The 13,710-nt window shown below is 48.9% G+C and carries 14 protein-coding genes; 8 read left to right on the top strand and 6 right to left on the bottom strand.

What is annotated here, in order from left to right; all coding sequences use genetic code 11:
* The first annotated feature begins 500 nt into the window (after positions 1-500).
* On the top strand, positions 501-1,409 hold the full coding sequence (locus QNM19_RS24450) for a GNAT family N-acetyltransferase (RefSeq protein ID WP_082225553.1): 909 nt from the start codon (positions 501-503) through the stop codon (positions 1,407-1,409).
* On the opposite strand, the gene QNM19_RS02465 is transcribed toward QNM19_RS24450, so the two are convergent.
* Positions 1,406-2,191 (bottom strand): MBL fold metallo-hydrolase, encoded by a 786-nt coding sequence (locus QNM19_RS02465; RefSeq protein ID WP_049865846.1) that lies wholly within the window; start codon positions 2,189-2,191, stop codon positions 1,406-1,408. The genes QNM19_RS24450 and QNM19_RS02465 overlap by 4 nt on opposite strands.
* A gap of 256 nt (positions 2,192-2,447) precedes the next feature.
* Between QNM19_RS02465 and QNM19_RS02460 the strand changes: the two genes are divergently transcribed.
* From QNM19_RS02460 to QNM19_RS02435, 6 genes are all read left to right on the top strand, one after another.
* Positions 2,448-3,476 carry a DUF4097 family beta strand repeat-containing protein gene (locus QNM19_RS02460; RefSeq protein ID WP_284026273.1) on the top strand — a complete coding sequence of 343 codons (1,029 nt, stop codon included), beginning with the start codon at positions 2,448-2,450 and terminating at the stop codon, positions 3,474-3,476.
* Between the two features lie 109 nt (positions 3,477-3,585).
* Positions 3,586-4,365, top strand: a complete 780-nt coding sequence (locus QNM19_RS02455) for an SDR family NAD(P)-dependent oxidoreductase (RefSeq protein WP_284026272.1) — start codon at positions 3,586-3,588, stop codon at positions 4,363-4,365.
* On the top strand, positions 4,365-5,384 hold the full coding sequence (locus QNM19_RS02450) for an AraC family transcriptional regulator (RefSeq protein ID WP_284026271.1): 1,020 nt from the start codon (positions 4,365-4,367) through the stop codon (positions 5,382-5,384). The genes QNM19_RS02455 and QNM19_RS02450 overlap by 1 nt, the downstream gene beginning before the upstream one ends.
* Positions 5,385-5,453: 69 nt before the next feature.
* Positions 5,454-7,634, top strand: coding sequence for an ATP-binding protein (locus QNM19_RS02445; RefSeq protein WP_049866423.1), 2,181 nt, complete (start codon positions 5,454-5,456; stop codon positions 7,632-7,634).
* Between the two features lie 196 nt (positions 7,635-7,830).
* A complete protein-coding gene (locus tag QNM19_RS02440; protein ID WP_049866424.1) occupies positions 7,831-8,559 on the top strand; it encodes a glutathione peroxidase in 729 nt (242 codons plus the stop codon).
* 84 nt (positions 8,560-8,643) lie between these two features.
* The gene (locus tag QNM19_RS02435) at positions 8,644-10,092 is read left to right on the top strand and encodes a dihydrolipoyl dehydrogenase (RefSeq protein ID WP_284026270.1); all 1,449 of its coding nucleotides are present in this window, start codon (positions 8,644-8,646) and stop codon (positions 10,090-10,092) included.
* A gap of 59 nt (positions 10,093-10,151) precedes the next feature.
* Here the strand turns inward: QNM19_RS02435 and QNM19_RS02430 are convergent, their stop codons facing one another.
* The 4 genes from QNM19_RS02430 to QNM19_RS02415 form a co-directional block, all read right to left on the bottom strand.
* Positions 10,152-10,373 carry a hypothetical protein gene (locus QNM19_RS02430; protein WP_058798604.1) on the bottom strand — a complete coding sequence of 74 codons (222 nt, stop codon included), beginning with the start codon at positions 10,371-10,373 and terminating at the stop codon, positions 10,152-10,154.
* 3 nt (positions 10,374-10,376) lie between these two features.
* Positions 10,377-10,982, bottom strand: coding sequence for a DUF2589 domain-containing protein (locus QNM19_RS02425; RefSeq protein WP_284026269.1), 606 nt, complete (start codon positions 10,980-10,982; stop codon positions 10,377-10,379).
* 24 nt (positions 10,983-11,006) lie between these two features.
* Positions 11,007-11,507, bottom strand: coding sequence for a DUF2589 domain-containing protein (locus QNM19_RS02420; protein ID WP_284026268.1), 501 nt, complete (start codon positions 11,505-11,507; stop codon positions 11,007-11,009).
* A gap of 75 nt (positions 11,508-11,582) precedes the next feature.
* Positions 11,583-12,206, bottom strand: coding sequence for a DUF2589 domain-containing protein (locus tag QNM19_RS02415; protein WP_049866568.1), 624 nt, complete (start codon positions 12,204-12,206; stop codon positions 11,583-11,585).
* Between the two features lie 256 nt (positions 12,207-12,462).
* On the opposite strand from QNM19_RS02415, the gene QNM19_RS02410 reads away from it, so the two are divergent.
* The gene (locus QNM19_RS02410; protein WP_010384425.1) at positions 12,463-12,819 is read left to right on the top strand and encodes a RidA family protein; all 357 of its coding nucleotides are present in this window, start codon (positions 12,463-12,465) and stop codon (positions 12,817-12,819) included.
* Positions 12,820-12,870: 51 nt separating this feature from the next.
* On the opposite strand, the gene QNM19_RS02405 is transcribed toward QNM19_RS02410, so the two are convergent.
* Positions 12,871-13,704 (bottom strand): DUF4437 domain-containing protein, encoded by an 834-nt coding sequence (locus tag QNM19_RS02405; RefSeq protein WP_284026267.1) that lies wholly within the window; start codon positions 13,702-13,704, stop codon positions 12,871-12,873.
* Positions 13,705-13,710: the final 6 nt, after the last annotated feature.

Below are 13,710 nucleotides of genomic sequence, written 5' to 3'. Positions count from 1 at the left end.
ATATTCAGATTAAATGGTAAGGAAACATGTTGCAGCATGTGATTAACGTAGAATGTCAGACGGTGTCACGCCTGTCGGGTAAATAGCCATTCATACCCTCCATGGCATCTTACCATTCAGGCTAGCCAAAGTGTGATAGCAAGCAACAGTATGGTGGCAACCGTAGTAAAAAGCAGTGAACACTGATTCTGACCAGTACGGTCTGATTGTGAAAACAACATAAACAACTCTCCTATGCTTCCCCCAACGTAAAAACCACAAAAGTATTAATAAAGGAGAATGCACTACAACCAAAAGTAGTAACATAGATAGCAAAAAAATACCCAAAACACCAGAAAATAGTACAGATATTATCCTAAAAACTAGGCCAATTGTCCGACTCGTACGTGCAACTTCATACAATACAACAACTTAAATAAACCCATTGATTTGAATAAAAAACACACAAAAAGCTTGGGTTTTCGCTAATACGGACCTATATAAGGAAAAAAGGAGGTGTCATGATCACATTAAAAGCAACCCACAAAGACAATTACAGTGATGTATTTGCGCTACAATTGCTGCCTGAAGACCTGAACTTTATCGCATCGCCAGCCGAAACCCTGGCAGAGTCAGCGTTTTTTCCTTACTACCGAAACCTGCTTATCTACCATCATCAAACGCTGGTCGGGTTTATACAATATCACCCCATGGAACCTGAGGGTACAAAACATGAATATACCATAACACAGCTGGCTATAGACAAGCGCTTCCGTCGTCAAGGGTTTGCCAGACAAGCCCTGAAAAAGTTGCTCACACAGCTCAGAGCCAAGTCTGATTGTCAGGTAATTTCTGCCGTCTATGTCGAGGGCAATGAAAGAATGCGCAGTTTACTCAGTGGCATGTCTTTTGAGTTTAAAGGCCGCTGGGGAGACACAGCTTATCTGATGGAATGGCATCGTGACACGCCTCTGCCAGAGGTATACCTCAGCACAGTGTGGCAAAAAAACTTCGAACATCTGGGTGACCTTACGCTGCATGAACCACAGCAGCCGTTGGTGGCCCCAAACGAATGGACTTTGCTGGAAGCGGCCTATAACCCAGGGTATGAAGTGCGTGCGATCAATTACCAGGATAAACAAGTCGGGTTGCTGATGTGGGTTCCCGAAAAACCGCATCGCATTTCAATTTGGCGCTTAATGATTGATAAAGCCTATCAACAGCAGGGCATAGGCAGACAAGCGCTGCAAGCGGCACTGGAAGAGATCCGTAGCCTGCCAGAGGTAACAGAAATCGCCATCTGCTATGTACCGGACAACCCCGTCGCTAAAGACTTTTATGGCAGCTTTGGTTTTGTAGAAACAGGCTTCGATGAAGAGGAAGAAGAAATGCTCGCTGAAATCAGATTACACCACTGTAAAGGGGCTTAACACAAAGGAATAAGTTGCTGTGGTTTCGCGTAACGAATACCGGCATCATCAAACGCCTGCACATCCTCTTGTGAATGATAATGGTATACACACAACCTGTTTAAAATCGCTGGCGGATACTCTCGTAACAGGTCATCCAACCCGGCATGGCTGGGATTACCAGACGCCACACAGTCATGAAAAATGATTTCTCCCTGAGTCACCTGATGGATCAGTAACTCGGGAATAGGGCGGGTATCACCGCTGTAAAAAAACCGTCCGGGAAGATGCAAAGAAAATGCACTACCGGGCGCCTGATGGCGGACCGGATAGCAGTTCAGCCGGAGCTGTTGATGGAAAAAGTGCTCACCAATGGGGTGCAATTCAAAAGTATGCCAGATATCTTCGCGTAACTCTGCCAGCCCGGTGTATGCCAACATCGCACACAGAGGTTGAATTAGCTGAACTGGTACATATAAACGTACTTTCTGTCTGCCTAATGCGGCCTTAAAATACAGCTGCTCCAGGCCGCCAACATGGTCGTAGTGCAGGTGAGTGATAAAGACAGCCTGAGGCAAAGACTGGCTGCCAAAAGTACGTTTAAATCGTGCCAGTGTGTCGTGGCCACAATCAATCAGTAACCAGGGGGTGTCTTCGCAGCAGATTACACAGGCTGCATTACCAAGCTCAGCCGCACTGGCCGCACCAACGCCCAGAAACAGTGCACAATCAGGCACTGGCACCTGTCGATGGGTGCGATGCGGTTGCTCTTGTGTTGGCCGGGCCACTATCGAATCTAACATCTGTCTGCTCGTCAATATTCGCCACTCGGTACAAACCCAATGCTAGATGCAATAATTGACATTCCGGTGACAAGGCGATACTCGGCGAATAGATAGTTACACCAACATTTAGTTAATTTCGCTAAATTGAGTCAATTTATGTCCAAACCACCAAGCGTCAGAAACACGTAAGATACTGATATAAATAAACTATCCTTTTTGGCATCTGTTTTGCTATATTCCAGTCATATAAAAAATAACAAATCGGAATTGCGCCATGATCAAAAAACTTTCTCCCTTATTCGCAGCACTCGCACTCAGTGGTTGTGTGATTCATATTGATGGTCACAGTAAAACAGTAGCAGACGTGGAGCTGCACAAAACCCTGACGCTGGACGCCACAAATTTGAACAGTTTGATGGCAGATACCAGTTCAGGCTCACTGGATATCATCGGTGATGACACGCTTACACAAATAGAAGTTGATGCAAAAATACTGACAGACAAAGATCACAGTTATCAGCTTACGCTTGAACAGGACGGCAACAACGCACGACTGATCGCAAAACACAATGCCAGGGTTGGTGTCGTCTGGTACAGCGGCAATAGCCCCAGAATCGATCTGACTGTCCGCGTACCCAACAGCCTTGCACTGGATATTGACGATAGCTCAGGCGACATTGCTATCAAAGGCATGACAGGAGACATAGAGCTGGAGGACGGCTCGGGCGATATCAGCATCAATGGTGCGGCAAATGTTAAAATTGATGATGGTTCAGGGCAAATGCTTATCCGTGGCGTCAGCGGCATGCTGGATATCGAAGATGGTTCAGGCGACATTACCATTCAGGGTGGCAACCAGTTGAAGCTCGATGACGCGTCGGGCCAGGTATATATTACCGACGTGCGTGGGGATCTGGATATTGAAGACGGTTCCGGCGATATCCAAATTATTGGCGGACGTTCGCTTACCCTGGATGATGAATCAGGCAACATCAGCCTAACCGACATGAGCGGCGACCTGACCATTGTAGATGGCTCTGGTAACCTCGAAATCCGCGGCGGCAATTCACTTGATTTACGCGACGACTCGGGGTTTATCCGGGTTCAGGACTTGCAGGGCAACGCTAAGGTCAATGACGGCAGTGGCAATCTGGTGCTACAAAACATCAAAGGTCATGTGACTATTGACGATGATTCCGGCGATATCGAAGTCATTCAGGCAGGTGGCCTTACCATCACCGGTGATTCTTCCGGCGGTCAGCGTATTGAAAAGATCCGTGGCGAAGTCAACATTCGAGATTAACCGCGCCCGCAACGACACCTTTTGCAAGCAAAGTGTCACCTTTTGCCAGTGAATTGTATGCGCTCAGCTTCTACAATGAGCGCATAACTTCTGGTAACAAGGTGACATCATGACTTACGCAAACACAGCCCTGATCACAGGCGCATCTTCTGGTATTGGTTTAGAACTGGCGCGCTTACACGCGCAGCAGGGCGGCGATCTTGTTCTGGTTGCCCGCTCCGAAAACAAGCTCAATGCCCTGAAAAAAGAGCTGGAACAATCCCATGGTGTCAACGCCTGTGTGATCACCGCCGATCTCACCGATCCTGCATCGGCGCAGACCATCTACAACGAAACAAAACGCCAGGGCATTGAGATTGATATCCTGATCAATAACGCCGGATTTGGGGGTCATGGCTTTTTTCATGAACGTGAATTGCAGGCCGATCTGGAGATGATACAAGTCAATATCAGCAGTCTTACTGCGCTCACGCACCTCTTCGTACAGGATATGACAACCCGTAAACATGGTAAAATCCTCAATGTCTCGTCCACCGTCTCCTTGCTACCGGGTCCATTGCAGGCAACTTACTACGCGACTAAAGCATTTGTGACTTCTTTTTCTCAGGCACTGGCCGAAGAGCTGCGCGATCACGGGATCAGTGTCACGGCGCTATGTCCGGGCCCGGTTGCCACCGAGTTTGCCAAAACCGGTAACCTGGAAGAACTCGCGGTCTTTAAACAAGGAAAAAGCCCTGAATCCGTCGCCCGATGTGGTTATCAGGCTATGCAAAAAGGTAAACTACTGGCCTTTAACGACCCTATGCTAAACTTTATGCTCAACTGGATAGTGCCTTTGCTACCACGTCGGCTGGTACTTGCACTGTCACGCCGTACGATGGAAAAATAATGAAGCGAACAGCAAAATTTACCTTGTCACCACATTGCCTGATCTTATTTAAAGATCTCGACCTGGATCAGGCGTTGCTGTTAAAACAGGCAAAGCTACCCGCTGATCTGTGGCATAGCCTGCCCACCTCAGTCACGGCGGCCCAGTATTTTGACCTGTGGCATGCAATGGAAGCGCAGCTTGGTGAGACATTACCGCTGAAATTGGCACAACATCTTAATATCGAGGCCTTCGATCCAGCCATTTTTGCCTGCTTGTGCAGCGCCAACCTGAGTGCCGCTATGCGCCGCCTTAGCAGCTACAAACCATTGATCGGTCCGCTGACCCTGGACGTAAGCGAAGATAAGCACGGCCTGTTACTCAGCCTCGACTGCTACGGCTACGATAAACCCCTGCCGAAATCGCTGGGTCTGTGCGAGCTGGCTTTTTTTACTCAGCTTGCTCGCCTGGCAACCCGTGCACAGGTGATACCCAAAACCCTGTATGTGACGCAACTTCCGGACAATATGGCTGATTTTGAAAACTATTTTGGCACCAGTCTGACACTCAGCAATCAGGTGGCGATACGTTTTCATCAAGCAGACACAAAGCGACCCTTTATGACTGAAAACGCCGCCATGTGGTCTTTTTTTGAAAATGACCTGGCCCAGCGTCTGGCTGAACTGGATGCCAGCGCCAGCATGACGCAAAAAGTCAAAGCGCTGCTAATGGAATTACTGCCCTCAGGACAAGTGAGCGCAGAACAAGTAGCGGCCAAGCTGGCGATCAGTAAGCGTACATTACAGCGTAAACTTGATGGGGAATCAGCAAACTTTCAGTCACTGCTGAGCGCGCTGCGATCCGACCTTGCCCGACAGTACCTGCGTCGCTCCAGTATGTCTTTGCAGGAAATCGCCTTTTTGCTCGGCTTTAGTGATGCCAATACTTTTATTCGTGCGTTTAATCAGTGGAATGGCGTCCCTCCGGGCCACTTCCGGAACCAGAATGAGCACGGTGCAAGCAAGGATTATTCAATTTAATAGAAAAGTTGGATAGGCGTTTATTCTCATTGCACATAAAATTTAGTGTCATACTTTTGGACGCTAATTTTGAAAAATTTACTCGCCTTAACCTTTGCAGCCCAACTCTGTGTGCTTTGGCCTTCGCTCTCACACAGCGCAGATTTCGCTACCTATGAGCAACAATTCCCACTGAAAGGGAAAAAATCATTCCGCGCTGCACTGGAAGAAGGGGAGACGTTACTCACGCAATCAACACTTACAGCGCAACAGCGAACCTTTGTGCTGCATCGTACGGCTTTGCATCTGGTACGACTGGGAGAGTATGATCGCGCACAACACAGGCTGGATGCACTCGCGACGCATTTGAGCGCGCACCCTGACGATTCTATGCAAGGCAAATATCACTGGGTAAACGGTGATCTGGCCTTTCGTCTGGGCCACAACCAAAGTGCCCAAAGCCACTTTCTCAAAGCCAGCGAGTTTTTCTCCCGCACTCAGGACTGGCGCATGCTCAGCCATGCCTACCGTATGGCCGCCAATGCCGTCGCAAAAGGCAGCCCGGATCTCAACGCTATTGAGCACATTGCTTTAGCAAAGCACTATGCGGACCTGGACAATAACATCCCATTGCACAACGCGGCCTTTGATACTGAAGCCAGAATATACAAACTCTTTGGCCAGTTAGACAGGGCACTGGAAAGCCGTCAAGCCCAGCTTAACTGGCTTCAACAGCAAAATGTGCCGGACGAGGCCATGTTATCCGCAACTTATTATGGTCTGGCAGACATCTTTGTCGATTTTGGTGACCATCAGGCCGCGCTCGACGCCTTCATGCAATCCTATCGCTATGACGAACAGGTTAATGATCGCCTCTATATGGCCCAAAACCAGATCAGGATCGCCGAGCAACATCTTCAACTCGGAGATTTAGTTGCTGCAGATAAGGCATATGGACAGGCAAAAACCCTCAGTGAATCAATCGACCATAAGCGTAATCTGGGTTGGGCCATTGCCGGGCTGGGCCGTGTTGAGTTGACTAAAGGTAACTACCCTCAGGCCGCGAATCTCATCGGCCAGGGTCTGACTTTAATCAACCCAATCCATAATAAGCTACTCCACAGCCAACACCTTGTCTGGTATGCCAGAGCATTGAGTCACAACAGCCCGAAACTGGCCATCGAACAGTTAATGCCTTTTTTCAAAGCCGAGCCAACCGATACTATGGTGGAAGCCGCCAAAGTGCTCGCATTTGCCTATCAGCAACAACAAGACTTTGCATCAGCACTGCGCTTTCAGACGCAGGCCACTGAATTACTCGAGCAGCAGACAGAGCAGTCGCGACTGACCCGCCTGGAAGCCAAAAAACGTGACGCTGAACTCCATTTAGAAACGCTCAAGGTGAATCAGTTGCAAAGCGGACTGGATGAGCAAAAACGCCAGAACAAACTACAAAGTGTTATCCTGGCAGCTGCGATTATCGTGCTGCTGAACTTTTTCCTGATGTTTTACCTGTACCATCTGAAAAAACGCAAAGTAATGGAAAAAGAGACTGCGGTACTAAACCAGGCGTTAACACTCAAACAGCAGTTATTGGCAGATGTATCCCATGAACTGAGAACGCCTCTGACCGTACTCAAACTGAATATCGAAGCACTGCAGCACAACCTGATCACTGATCCGGATGCCACTTACACGCTGATGCAAAGCCGTTTATCTATGCTGAATACGCTTATTGCTGATATTTATGAGCTGGCGCAGGCAGACACACATAGTCTGCAACTGGACTTACAAACCCGACCAGCCAAAGCACTGTTTGATGAGTTACTCAGTGCAATCCAGCCATTAGTCGCGCAAAACGACCTGACACTCAGTGCACAAAACACACTGTCAAACACGCCGGAGGTTACCTGCGATATTAACCGGATGCATCAGATCTTCAACAACCTGGCACGCAACAGCTGCCATTACAGCAATAAACCCGGTCAGATCAGTATCACCATTACTCAACAAGATGAACAGCTGGTATGTCACTTTGAAGATTCCAGTCCGGGTGTCAGTGACGAGGACTTACCTCGCCTCACCGAGCGACTTTATCGCTGCGATAAATCCCGCAGTCGTGATTTAGGTGGCTCAGGTCTGGGCCTGTCAATCTGTCAGAAACTCACAGAATTACATCAGGGGCAGCTGTCTCTGTCTCACAGTCAGTTAGGCGGTTTACGGGTCACACTGACACTGCCGCTCGCAGCACGCACGCCCTCAGCCGACTAAACCCGGCTGCCTTCCCCCTAACACGGTTTTACTTTAGAGTAATTCGAACTACGCTAAAAACACCGTCGTCTGAGTGCATTGCACTGAGCGAGCGTTCCATTCTATTTTTTCAATTGAACTGATTAATTTAACCCATTATACAAATGAATCGAATCGCCTGATAATGGCTACATCGAAATCAAAGGAGACAAACAGTATGTTAAACAATATCGAAGGTCAGACAATTCCTCAGGTAACTTTCCCAGTGCGTGAAAACGACGAATGGAAAAACATCAGCACAGATGACCTGTTCAAAGGTAAAACAGTGGTGGTTTTCTCGCTACCAGGCGCCTTTACTCCAACCTGTTCATCTACACACCTGCCACGTTACAACGAGCTGGCTGGCGTATTTAAACAAAATGGTGTCGACGACATCGTCTGTATCTCTGTAAATGACACCTTTGTCATGAACGCCTGGGCCAAAGATCAGGAAGCTGAGAATGTCACACTTATCCCGGACGGAAACGGCGAGTTTTCTGAAGGCATGGGCATGTTAGTTGATAAAAAAGACTTAGGCTTTGGCAAACGCAGTTGGCGTTACTCTATGCTGGTTAAAGATGGCGTTATTGAAAAAATGTTCATTGAACCAGACGTACCAGGCGACCCGTTTGAAGTATCAGATGCCGATACTATGCTTGAATACATCAACCCGGAGCAGGTTAAGCCTCAGCCTGTTTCAATCATCACTAAACCTGGTTGTCCTTTCTGCGCTAAAGCGAAAGCACTGCTGAATGAGAAAGGTCTGGTATATGAAGAACTGGTGTTAGGTCAACAAGCCACACTGACCAGCCTTAAAGCGCTGTCTGGTCGTGAAACTGTGCCGCAGGTGTTCATTGGCGGTAAACACATTGGCGGCTCAGACGACCTGGATGCGCACTTCGCATAATGCCCGTAGCGGCCTAATTATTAGGCCAATATCAGTGTAAAGGGGCTTAACAGCCCCACAACTCCCCTTGCTCAGAGGTAAAACATGAAACAACTTGAAACTGACGTCGTCGTCATTGGTGCGGGCACTGCCGGGCTCAGCGCCTATCGAAATGCCAAACAATCTACTGACAAAGTGTTAATGATCGAAGCCGGTGCATATGGCACCACTTGCGCACGGGTCGGCTGCATGCCCAGCAAGTTGTTGATTGCCGCTGCGGAAGCCGCACACAGTGTCACCGAAGCACCCAAGTTCGGGGTCAATACCACAGCACCAGAAATCGATGGTAAAGCCGTGATGGCACGGGTACGTAGCGAACGTGACCGGTTTGTTGGTTTTGTGCTGGAAGCCGTGGATGAGCTGCCTGAGCAAGACCGGATAAAAGGGTATGCGCGCTTTTTAGATGCCAATCGGATTCAAATCGACGACCATACCGTGATCACTGCAAAACGGTTTGTCATCGCTACCGGTTCAAGGCCCAATGTCCCGGGATTCTTTCAGGCATTTGGCGACAAACTGATCATCAATGATGACGTATTCGACTGGCAGGATTTACCTGAATCTGTGGCCGTGTTTGGTCCGGGCGTAATCGGTCTCGAATTAGGACAGGCGCTACACCGTCTGGGCGTCAATGTGAAGCTATTTGGCGTTGGCGGCAATATTGGACCACTGACTGATCCGCAGATCCAGGACTATGCCAATACCGTTTTTGCAGAAGAGTTTTATGTCGACAGCGATGCCAAAGTCTCTGATATTAAGCAGGTTGGCGATAAGGCACAGCTGACTTATATTGACCGCGAGGGTAAACCACAAACGGAGCAGTTTGACTTCGTACTGGCGGCAACGGGCAGGGTACCCAATGTTGATAAACTGGGCCTTGAAAACACCGGCATTGAACTGGACGAGCGCGGCGTACCGCTTGCCGACCCCTATACGATGCAATGTGGCGACAGCCATATTTTTATCGCCGGTGATGCTAGCAATCAGATCCCATTGTTACATGAAGCGGCCGATCAGGGCACCATTGCCGGTCAAAATGCCGGACGGTTCCCGGATGTGCGTAATGGCCTGAGACGTGCGCCCATTGCGGCCGTATTTAGTGATCCGCAAATCGCCATGGTCGGTGAGAGTTTTAAACAACTCAATGAGCGATATGGCAAGTGTGGTTGCTTTGCGATTGGTGAAGTAAGCTTTGAGAATCAAGGTCGTAGCCGAGTGATGCTCAAAAACAAAGGGTATATGCATCTGTATGCAGAGCAGGGCAGTGGCCTGTTCCTGGGTGCAGAGTTCATCGGTCCCTCAGCTGAACATATGGCGCACCTGCTGGCCTGGGCTGTACAAAATAAAATGACGGTACCTCAGATGCTGGATATGCCCTTCTACCACCCGGTAATCGAAGAAGGCCTGCGTACTGCATTGAGAAACCTCAACGCCAAACTCAAATTTGGTCCGGATATCATCCAGCATTGTATGGAATGTGGTCCGGGCGCTTAACAGCTATGCCATAGCCCGGGCGTGTTAATACACTGCCGGGCTAGTCACAGTCGCGCCGCTCAGGCATCGTATCGACCTGCCTGGTGCGTCGCTTCGTTACGCATTTGCTCAAACTTATCAAACGCATCAGACACCACCTCTTTATCCGTCGCAGTCAATGAAATGGTCACCCCACAACTTGGGTTAGAGCAAGAAAATGCTTGTCCAGCCAGCAGCAGGCTGGATTCGAAATGGATAGGCACGCCGCATTCAGGGCAGTCAATTTTAGATTTTATACTCATCGTTTAATCCTCATTTTTACGGGGTAAAGGAGTCAGGTTTTTTGCGAAAATATCCAGTATTGTGGTAATTCCACGTGGCAGAGGTAGTTGCCCCGCTTCGAGCATCACTTCATAATTCGCATGTGCCGAGCCGGATTGTTGCTGGCTCTGATTGCCAGATTTCGCCAAAGCGCCATGTAACTCGGTTTCAAATTCATGCGCGTGCTCGGGCTGTCGAGTCTGAGAGCGACTCTGTTTACTTTCCTGTGATGTCTGCTTTTTTATTTCTCTGGAGCTTTTCACTTCCATACTAAAAGATACTTTTAGTTTTTCTATCGCCAGCGAGTTGATCGGGATAAGCGTCATCAGCGGGATTGAAATCTCCATTTCATAAGGGGTTTTACTGATACTGCCGTCTTTCTCCAGTACTGAACGGGACAGCGTAAATGTCACCATCACCGGCGTCAGGTGACCGTGGTTATGGCTGTCTTTTTCAAAGCAGGTCGATAAAATAAACTGAGTTTGCGCATTTGCTATCATCGCATTGGCATCTGTGGCTGCTTTGAGCGGTGCACCAATCAGTGCTTTCATGGGCAAACCGGCAAATTGCGACGCAATATTGTTGTTCATACTTTAGTCCTCACACTGTGTGGCTTAGCCTGGAATTTGCGCCCTGAGTGCACGTTCATATCCTTCAATCAGCTTTTGCAGACCTTCTGGCGGTTCGTTGCCGGTCAAGGTGATCTCCAGGCTCGCATTCGCTGTGCTCTCAGCAGTATCCTGCTGACCCATCAGCTTATTGCGCAGCCCGCCAGGTTTGGCTGTGCTGCGAGCAAACGCGACCATCAGCTGATCTTGATCATTGTTGCTGATCTCCAGCTCGGCAATAAATTTCACTTCAGAGATACGAGGTGAAGAAATAGGCACCAGCGCCAATAAAGGTACCTCCGCACTTACTGTGTCTATGCCATGCTCCGTGCGGCTGGGAAACTCCATTGCGCAAGTTTTGGGTGAGTAGCTGGGCGCTTTCCCTTTGCCATTATCTTGTTCATCAAAAAAGCGTTTCACAAAATCCAGCGTTTCGCCTTCAACCGATTTAGCAGCATCTTTGACCCCTTTGTGGATCGCTTTCATGAGTGATTGGAATTCGATCATGATATTCTCTTTGTGTTTATCCGGTTAATAAAGGGAAGCACACGGCTTCCCCTGGTTGGGTGCTATTACAGGTGATTACTCTTTTTCGATAATCGGGTCGATATTCTTCGTAAAGGCATTGATGATGGTGGTTACACCAGTTGGCAGCGGTAACTGGCCTGCATGAACGTCCACTTCATACTTGGCTTTATTCGATGCCTCATAGTGCTCACGTTGCTTCGAACTGGATTTGCTGCTGTGTGACACAGAACCATGGACTTCTACCGAGAACAGTCCGGCATTGTATTTTGCCGTGATGTCGGCTTTAGCCGCGGTTTCCTGCTCAGACTGCTTTTCATTGTCCTTGGACATTGAGCTGGACACTTCCATTTCGAAGTGCACTTTCACGTCATCGACCGCCAGAGAGTTCAGCGGGATCAGCGTCAACAGAGGTAACTTCAGTGTGATATTCGCTTCAGACGTCGCCGTGCCTTTGATCACCGGACGACTCAGCGTGAACTCGACCATAATTGGCTTAAGCTGACTTGAACTCCCCTGGGCACCCCCGGTTGATTTATCAAAGCAGGTACTGAGCATAAACTGCGTTTGCGTACGTGCCATCATGCCATTTGCATCTGTTGCAGCTTTCAGTGGGCCACCGATAAGTGACTTCATAGGTAAGCCACTAAATTGCTGCGCCATAGATACCAGTCCAGACATAAAATTCTCCTCAAAAATTACTCTTAAATTCGCGACATCTTGTCGCCTCAGATAACGTTCACTACCAGGTCAACGTTGGATGCCATGTTAGGCGTCAGGCGGAAATAACAATCGGCGCTTTAGGGCAATAATTCGGGGACATCTGGCAAAAACAAGCCGGAGAATAAAGGGACAAAAGCACTTACACAGAGCAACAGGCAGTGATACCATCGAAGCCTGTTATGTGTTCCACTATTTATTCAATAAAGGACCCCCCGTGATACAGAGAATTGATACCAAACAACGCATGAGCCGCATCGTCAAACACAATGGCACCATCTATTTATGCGGTCAGGTGTGTAAAGACGCAGAGCAGGGCATTAAGGAACAAACCGCCACTATGCTTGAGAAAGTCGATGAGCTGTTGCTTCAGGCTGGCAGTGATCGTGAGCATATCTTGTCTGCCACAATCTATATCAAAGACATGCAATATTTTAGTGAAATGAACGAAGTATGGGATGCCTGGGTGCCTGAAGGCCACGCACCAGCCCGCGCTTGTGTAGAAGCAGCCATGGCAAGAGACACCTTACTGGTAGAGATTTCAGTGATTGCAGCTGAGATAAACCCAGCTTAATACAATCAGCCCGGTTTGTTGTGCCGGGCTGCTTTTCCAGCACACCTCAAACTATTCTCGTACTATTTGAAATGCCTGATTTGTTCTCACGTAAAGCAGGGCAGGTGCCTTGGTACTCAACACCAGCTTTACGGCGTCCTGAGCGGCCAGATAACTGCCAGGTCGTAACTCCGGACTTTTCTGAGTGTTTGCCTGCAAGACATTAATGGCCCCCTGGATGACCACCGCTTTAAACTCTGTGCCCGTGCTGGACAAAGTCACCTTTGTGTTTGCCGGTAACTTCACCAACGCACCTGTCAGCTGTGCTTGCTGCCATAAGTTTGCCAGTTGAATACCTGCGCCCCTGAGCTGCGTTGACGTATGCTGATCCAGCCAGGTCAGGTTCGCATAGTGAAGATTGACGGGCCGCTCACCATTATCAAATTGCTGTGCAGAGGGCTTGACCAGATAGGGGCCCTGGTCAATTTCAAGGTAAATCATATTGCCCGGTGCATTGGCGGAGGTAATGTGATCTTCCCCAGCCGGTTGAGTCCAGTAAGATCCCGGTGGCATCCACATCGCTTTGGCCTGAGGGTCGTCGTTATGCAACAAGCCTTCTATCACAATACCGCGATAAGACACATTATGGATATGGGGCGGGGACGAGAAGCCCGGTTCAAACCTCACCAACATGCCAGTCGCGCCAGGTTTTGTTCTGTCTCCCCACAAGTTCGCAGCCCTCGGACTCTTATCACCCCGAGCCGGGTTCAGATGACCCCATTCAATTTGCTCGGTGCTGATAATCGTTACCTCATTACTACCCAGGCTCGTATCCTGAGCCTTTAGAGCGTGAGAGAAAAGGCACGCCGAAATAATTAAAGCACTGAGTAAACTGGATTTTGCCACGAAGAT

The sequence above is a fragment of the Pseudoalteromonas ardens genome, assembly GCF_030125445.1.
Lineage (GTDB): Bacteria > Pseudomonadota > Gammaproteobacteria > Enterobacterales > Alteromonadaceae > Pseudoalteromonas > Pseudoalteromonas ardens.
This window is presented reverse-complemented; position numbering and strand designations above follow the sequence as displayed.

What these genes read in the sequence shown, in the direction of transcription:
- QNM19_RS24450 (WP_082225553.1), top strand. Translation starts at nt 501, where the DNA reads ATGATCACATTAAAAGCAACCCACAAAGACAATTACAGTGATGTATTT.
- QNM19_RS02465 (WP_049865846.1), bottom strand. Translation starts at nt 2,191, where the DNA reads ATGTTAGATTCGATAGTGGCCCGGCCAACACAAGAGCAACCGCATCGC.
- QNM19_RS02460 (WP_284026273.1), top strand. Translation starts at nt 2,448, where the DNA reads ATGATCAAAAAACTTTCTCCCTTATTCGCAGCACTCGCACTCAGTGGT.
- QNM19_RS02455 (WP_284026272.1), top strand. Translation starts at nt 3,586, where the DNA reads ATGACTTACGCAAACACAGCCCTGATCACAGGCGCATCTTCTGGTATT.
- QNM19_RS02450 (WP_284026271.1), top strand. Translation starts at nt 4,365, where the DNA reads ATGAAGCGAACAGCAAAATTTACCTTGTCACCACATTGCCTGATCTTA.
- QNM19_RS02440 (WP_049866424.1), top strand. Translation starts at nt 7,831, where the DNA reads ATGTTAAACAATATCGAAGGTCAGACAATTCCTCAGGTAACTTTCCCA.
- QNM19_RS02435 (WP_284026270.1), top strand. Translation starts at nt 8,644, where the DNA reads ATGAAACAACTTGAAACTGACGTCGTCGTCATTGGTGCGGGCACTGCC.
- QNM19_RS02430 (WP_058798604.1), bottom strand. Translation starts at nt 10,373, where the DNA reads ATGAGTATAAAATCTAAAATTGACTGCCCTGAATGCGGCGTGCCTATC.
- QNM19_RS02425 (WP_284026269.1), bottom strand. Translation starts at nt 10,982, where the DNA reads ATGAACAACAATATTGCGTCGCAATTTGCCGGTTTGCCCATGAAAGCA.
- QNM19_RS02420 (WP_284026268.1), bottom strand. Translation starts at nt 11,507, where the DNA reads ATGATCGAATTCCAATCACTCATGAAAGCGATCCACAAAGGGGTCAAA.
- QNM19_RS02415 (WP_049866568.1), bottom strand. Translation starts at nt 12,206, where the DNA reads ATGTCTGGACTGGTATCTATGGCGCAGCAATTTAGTGGCTTACCTATG.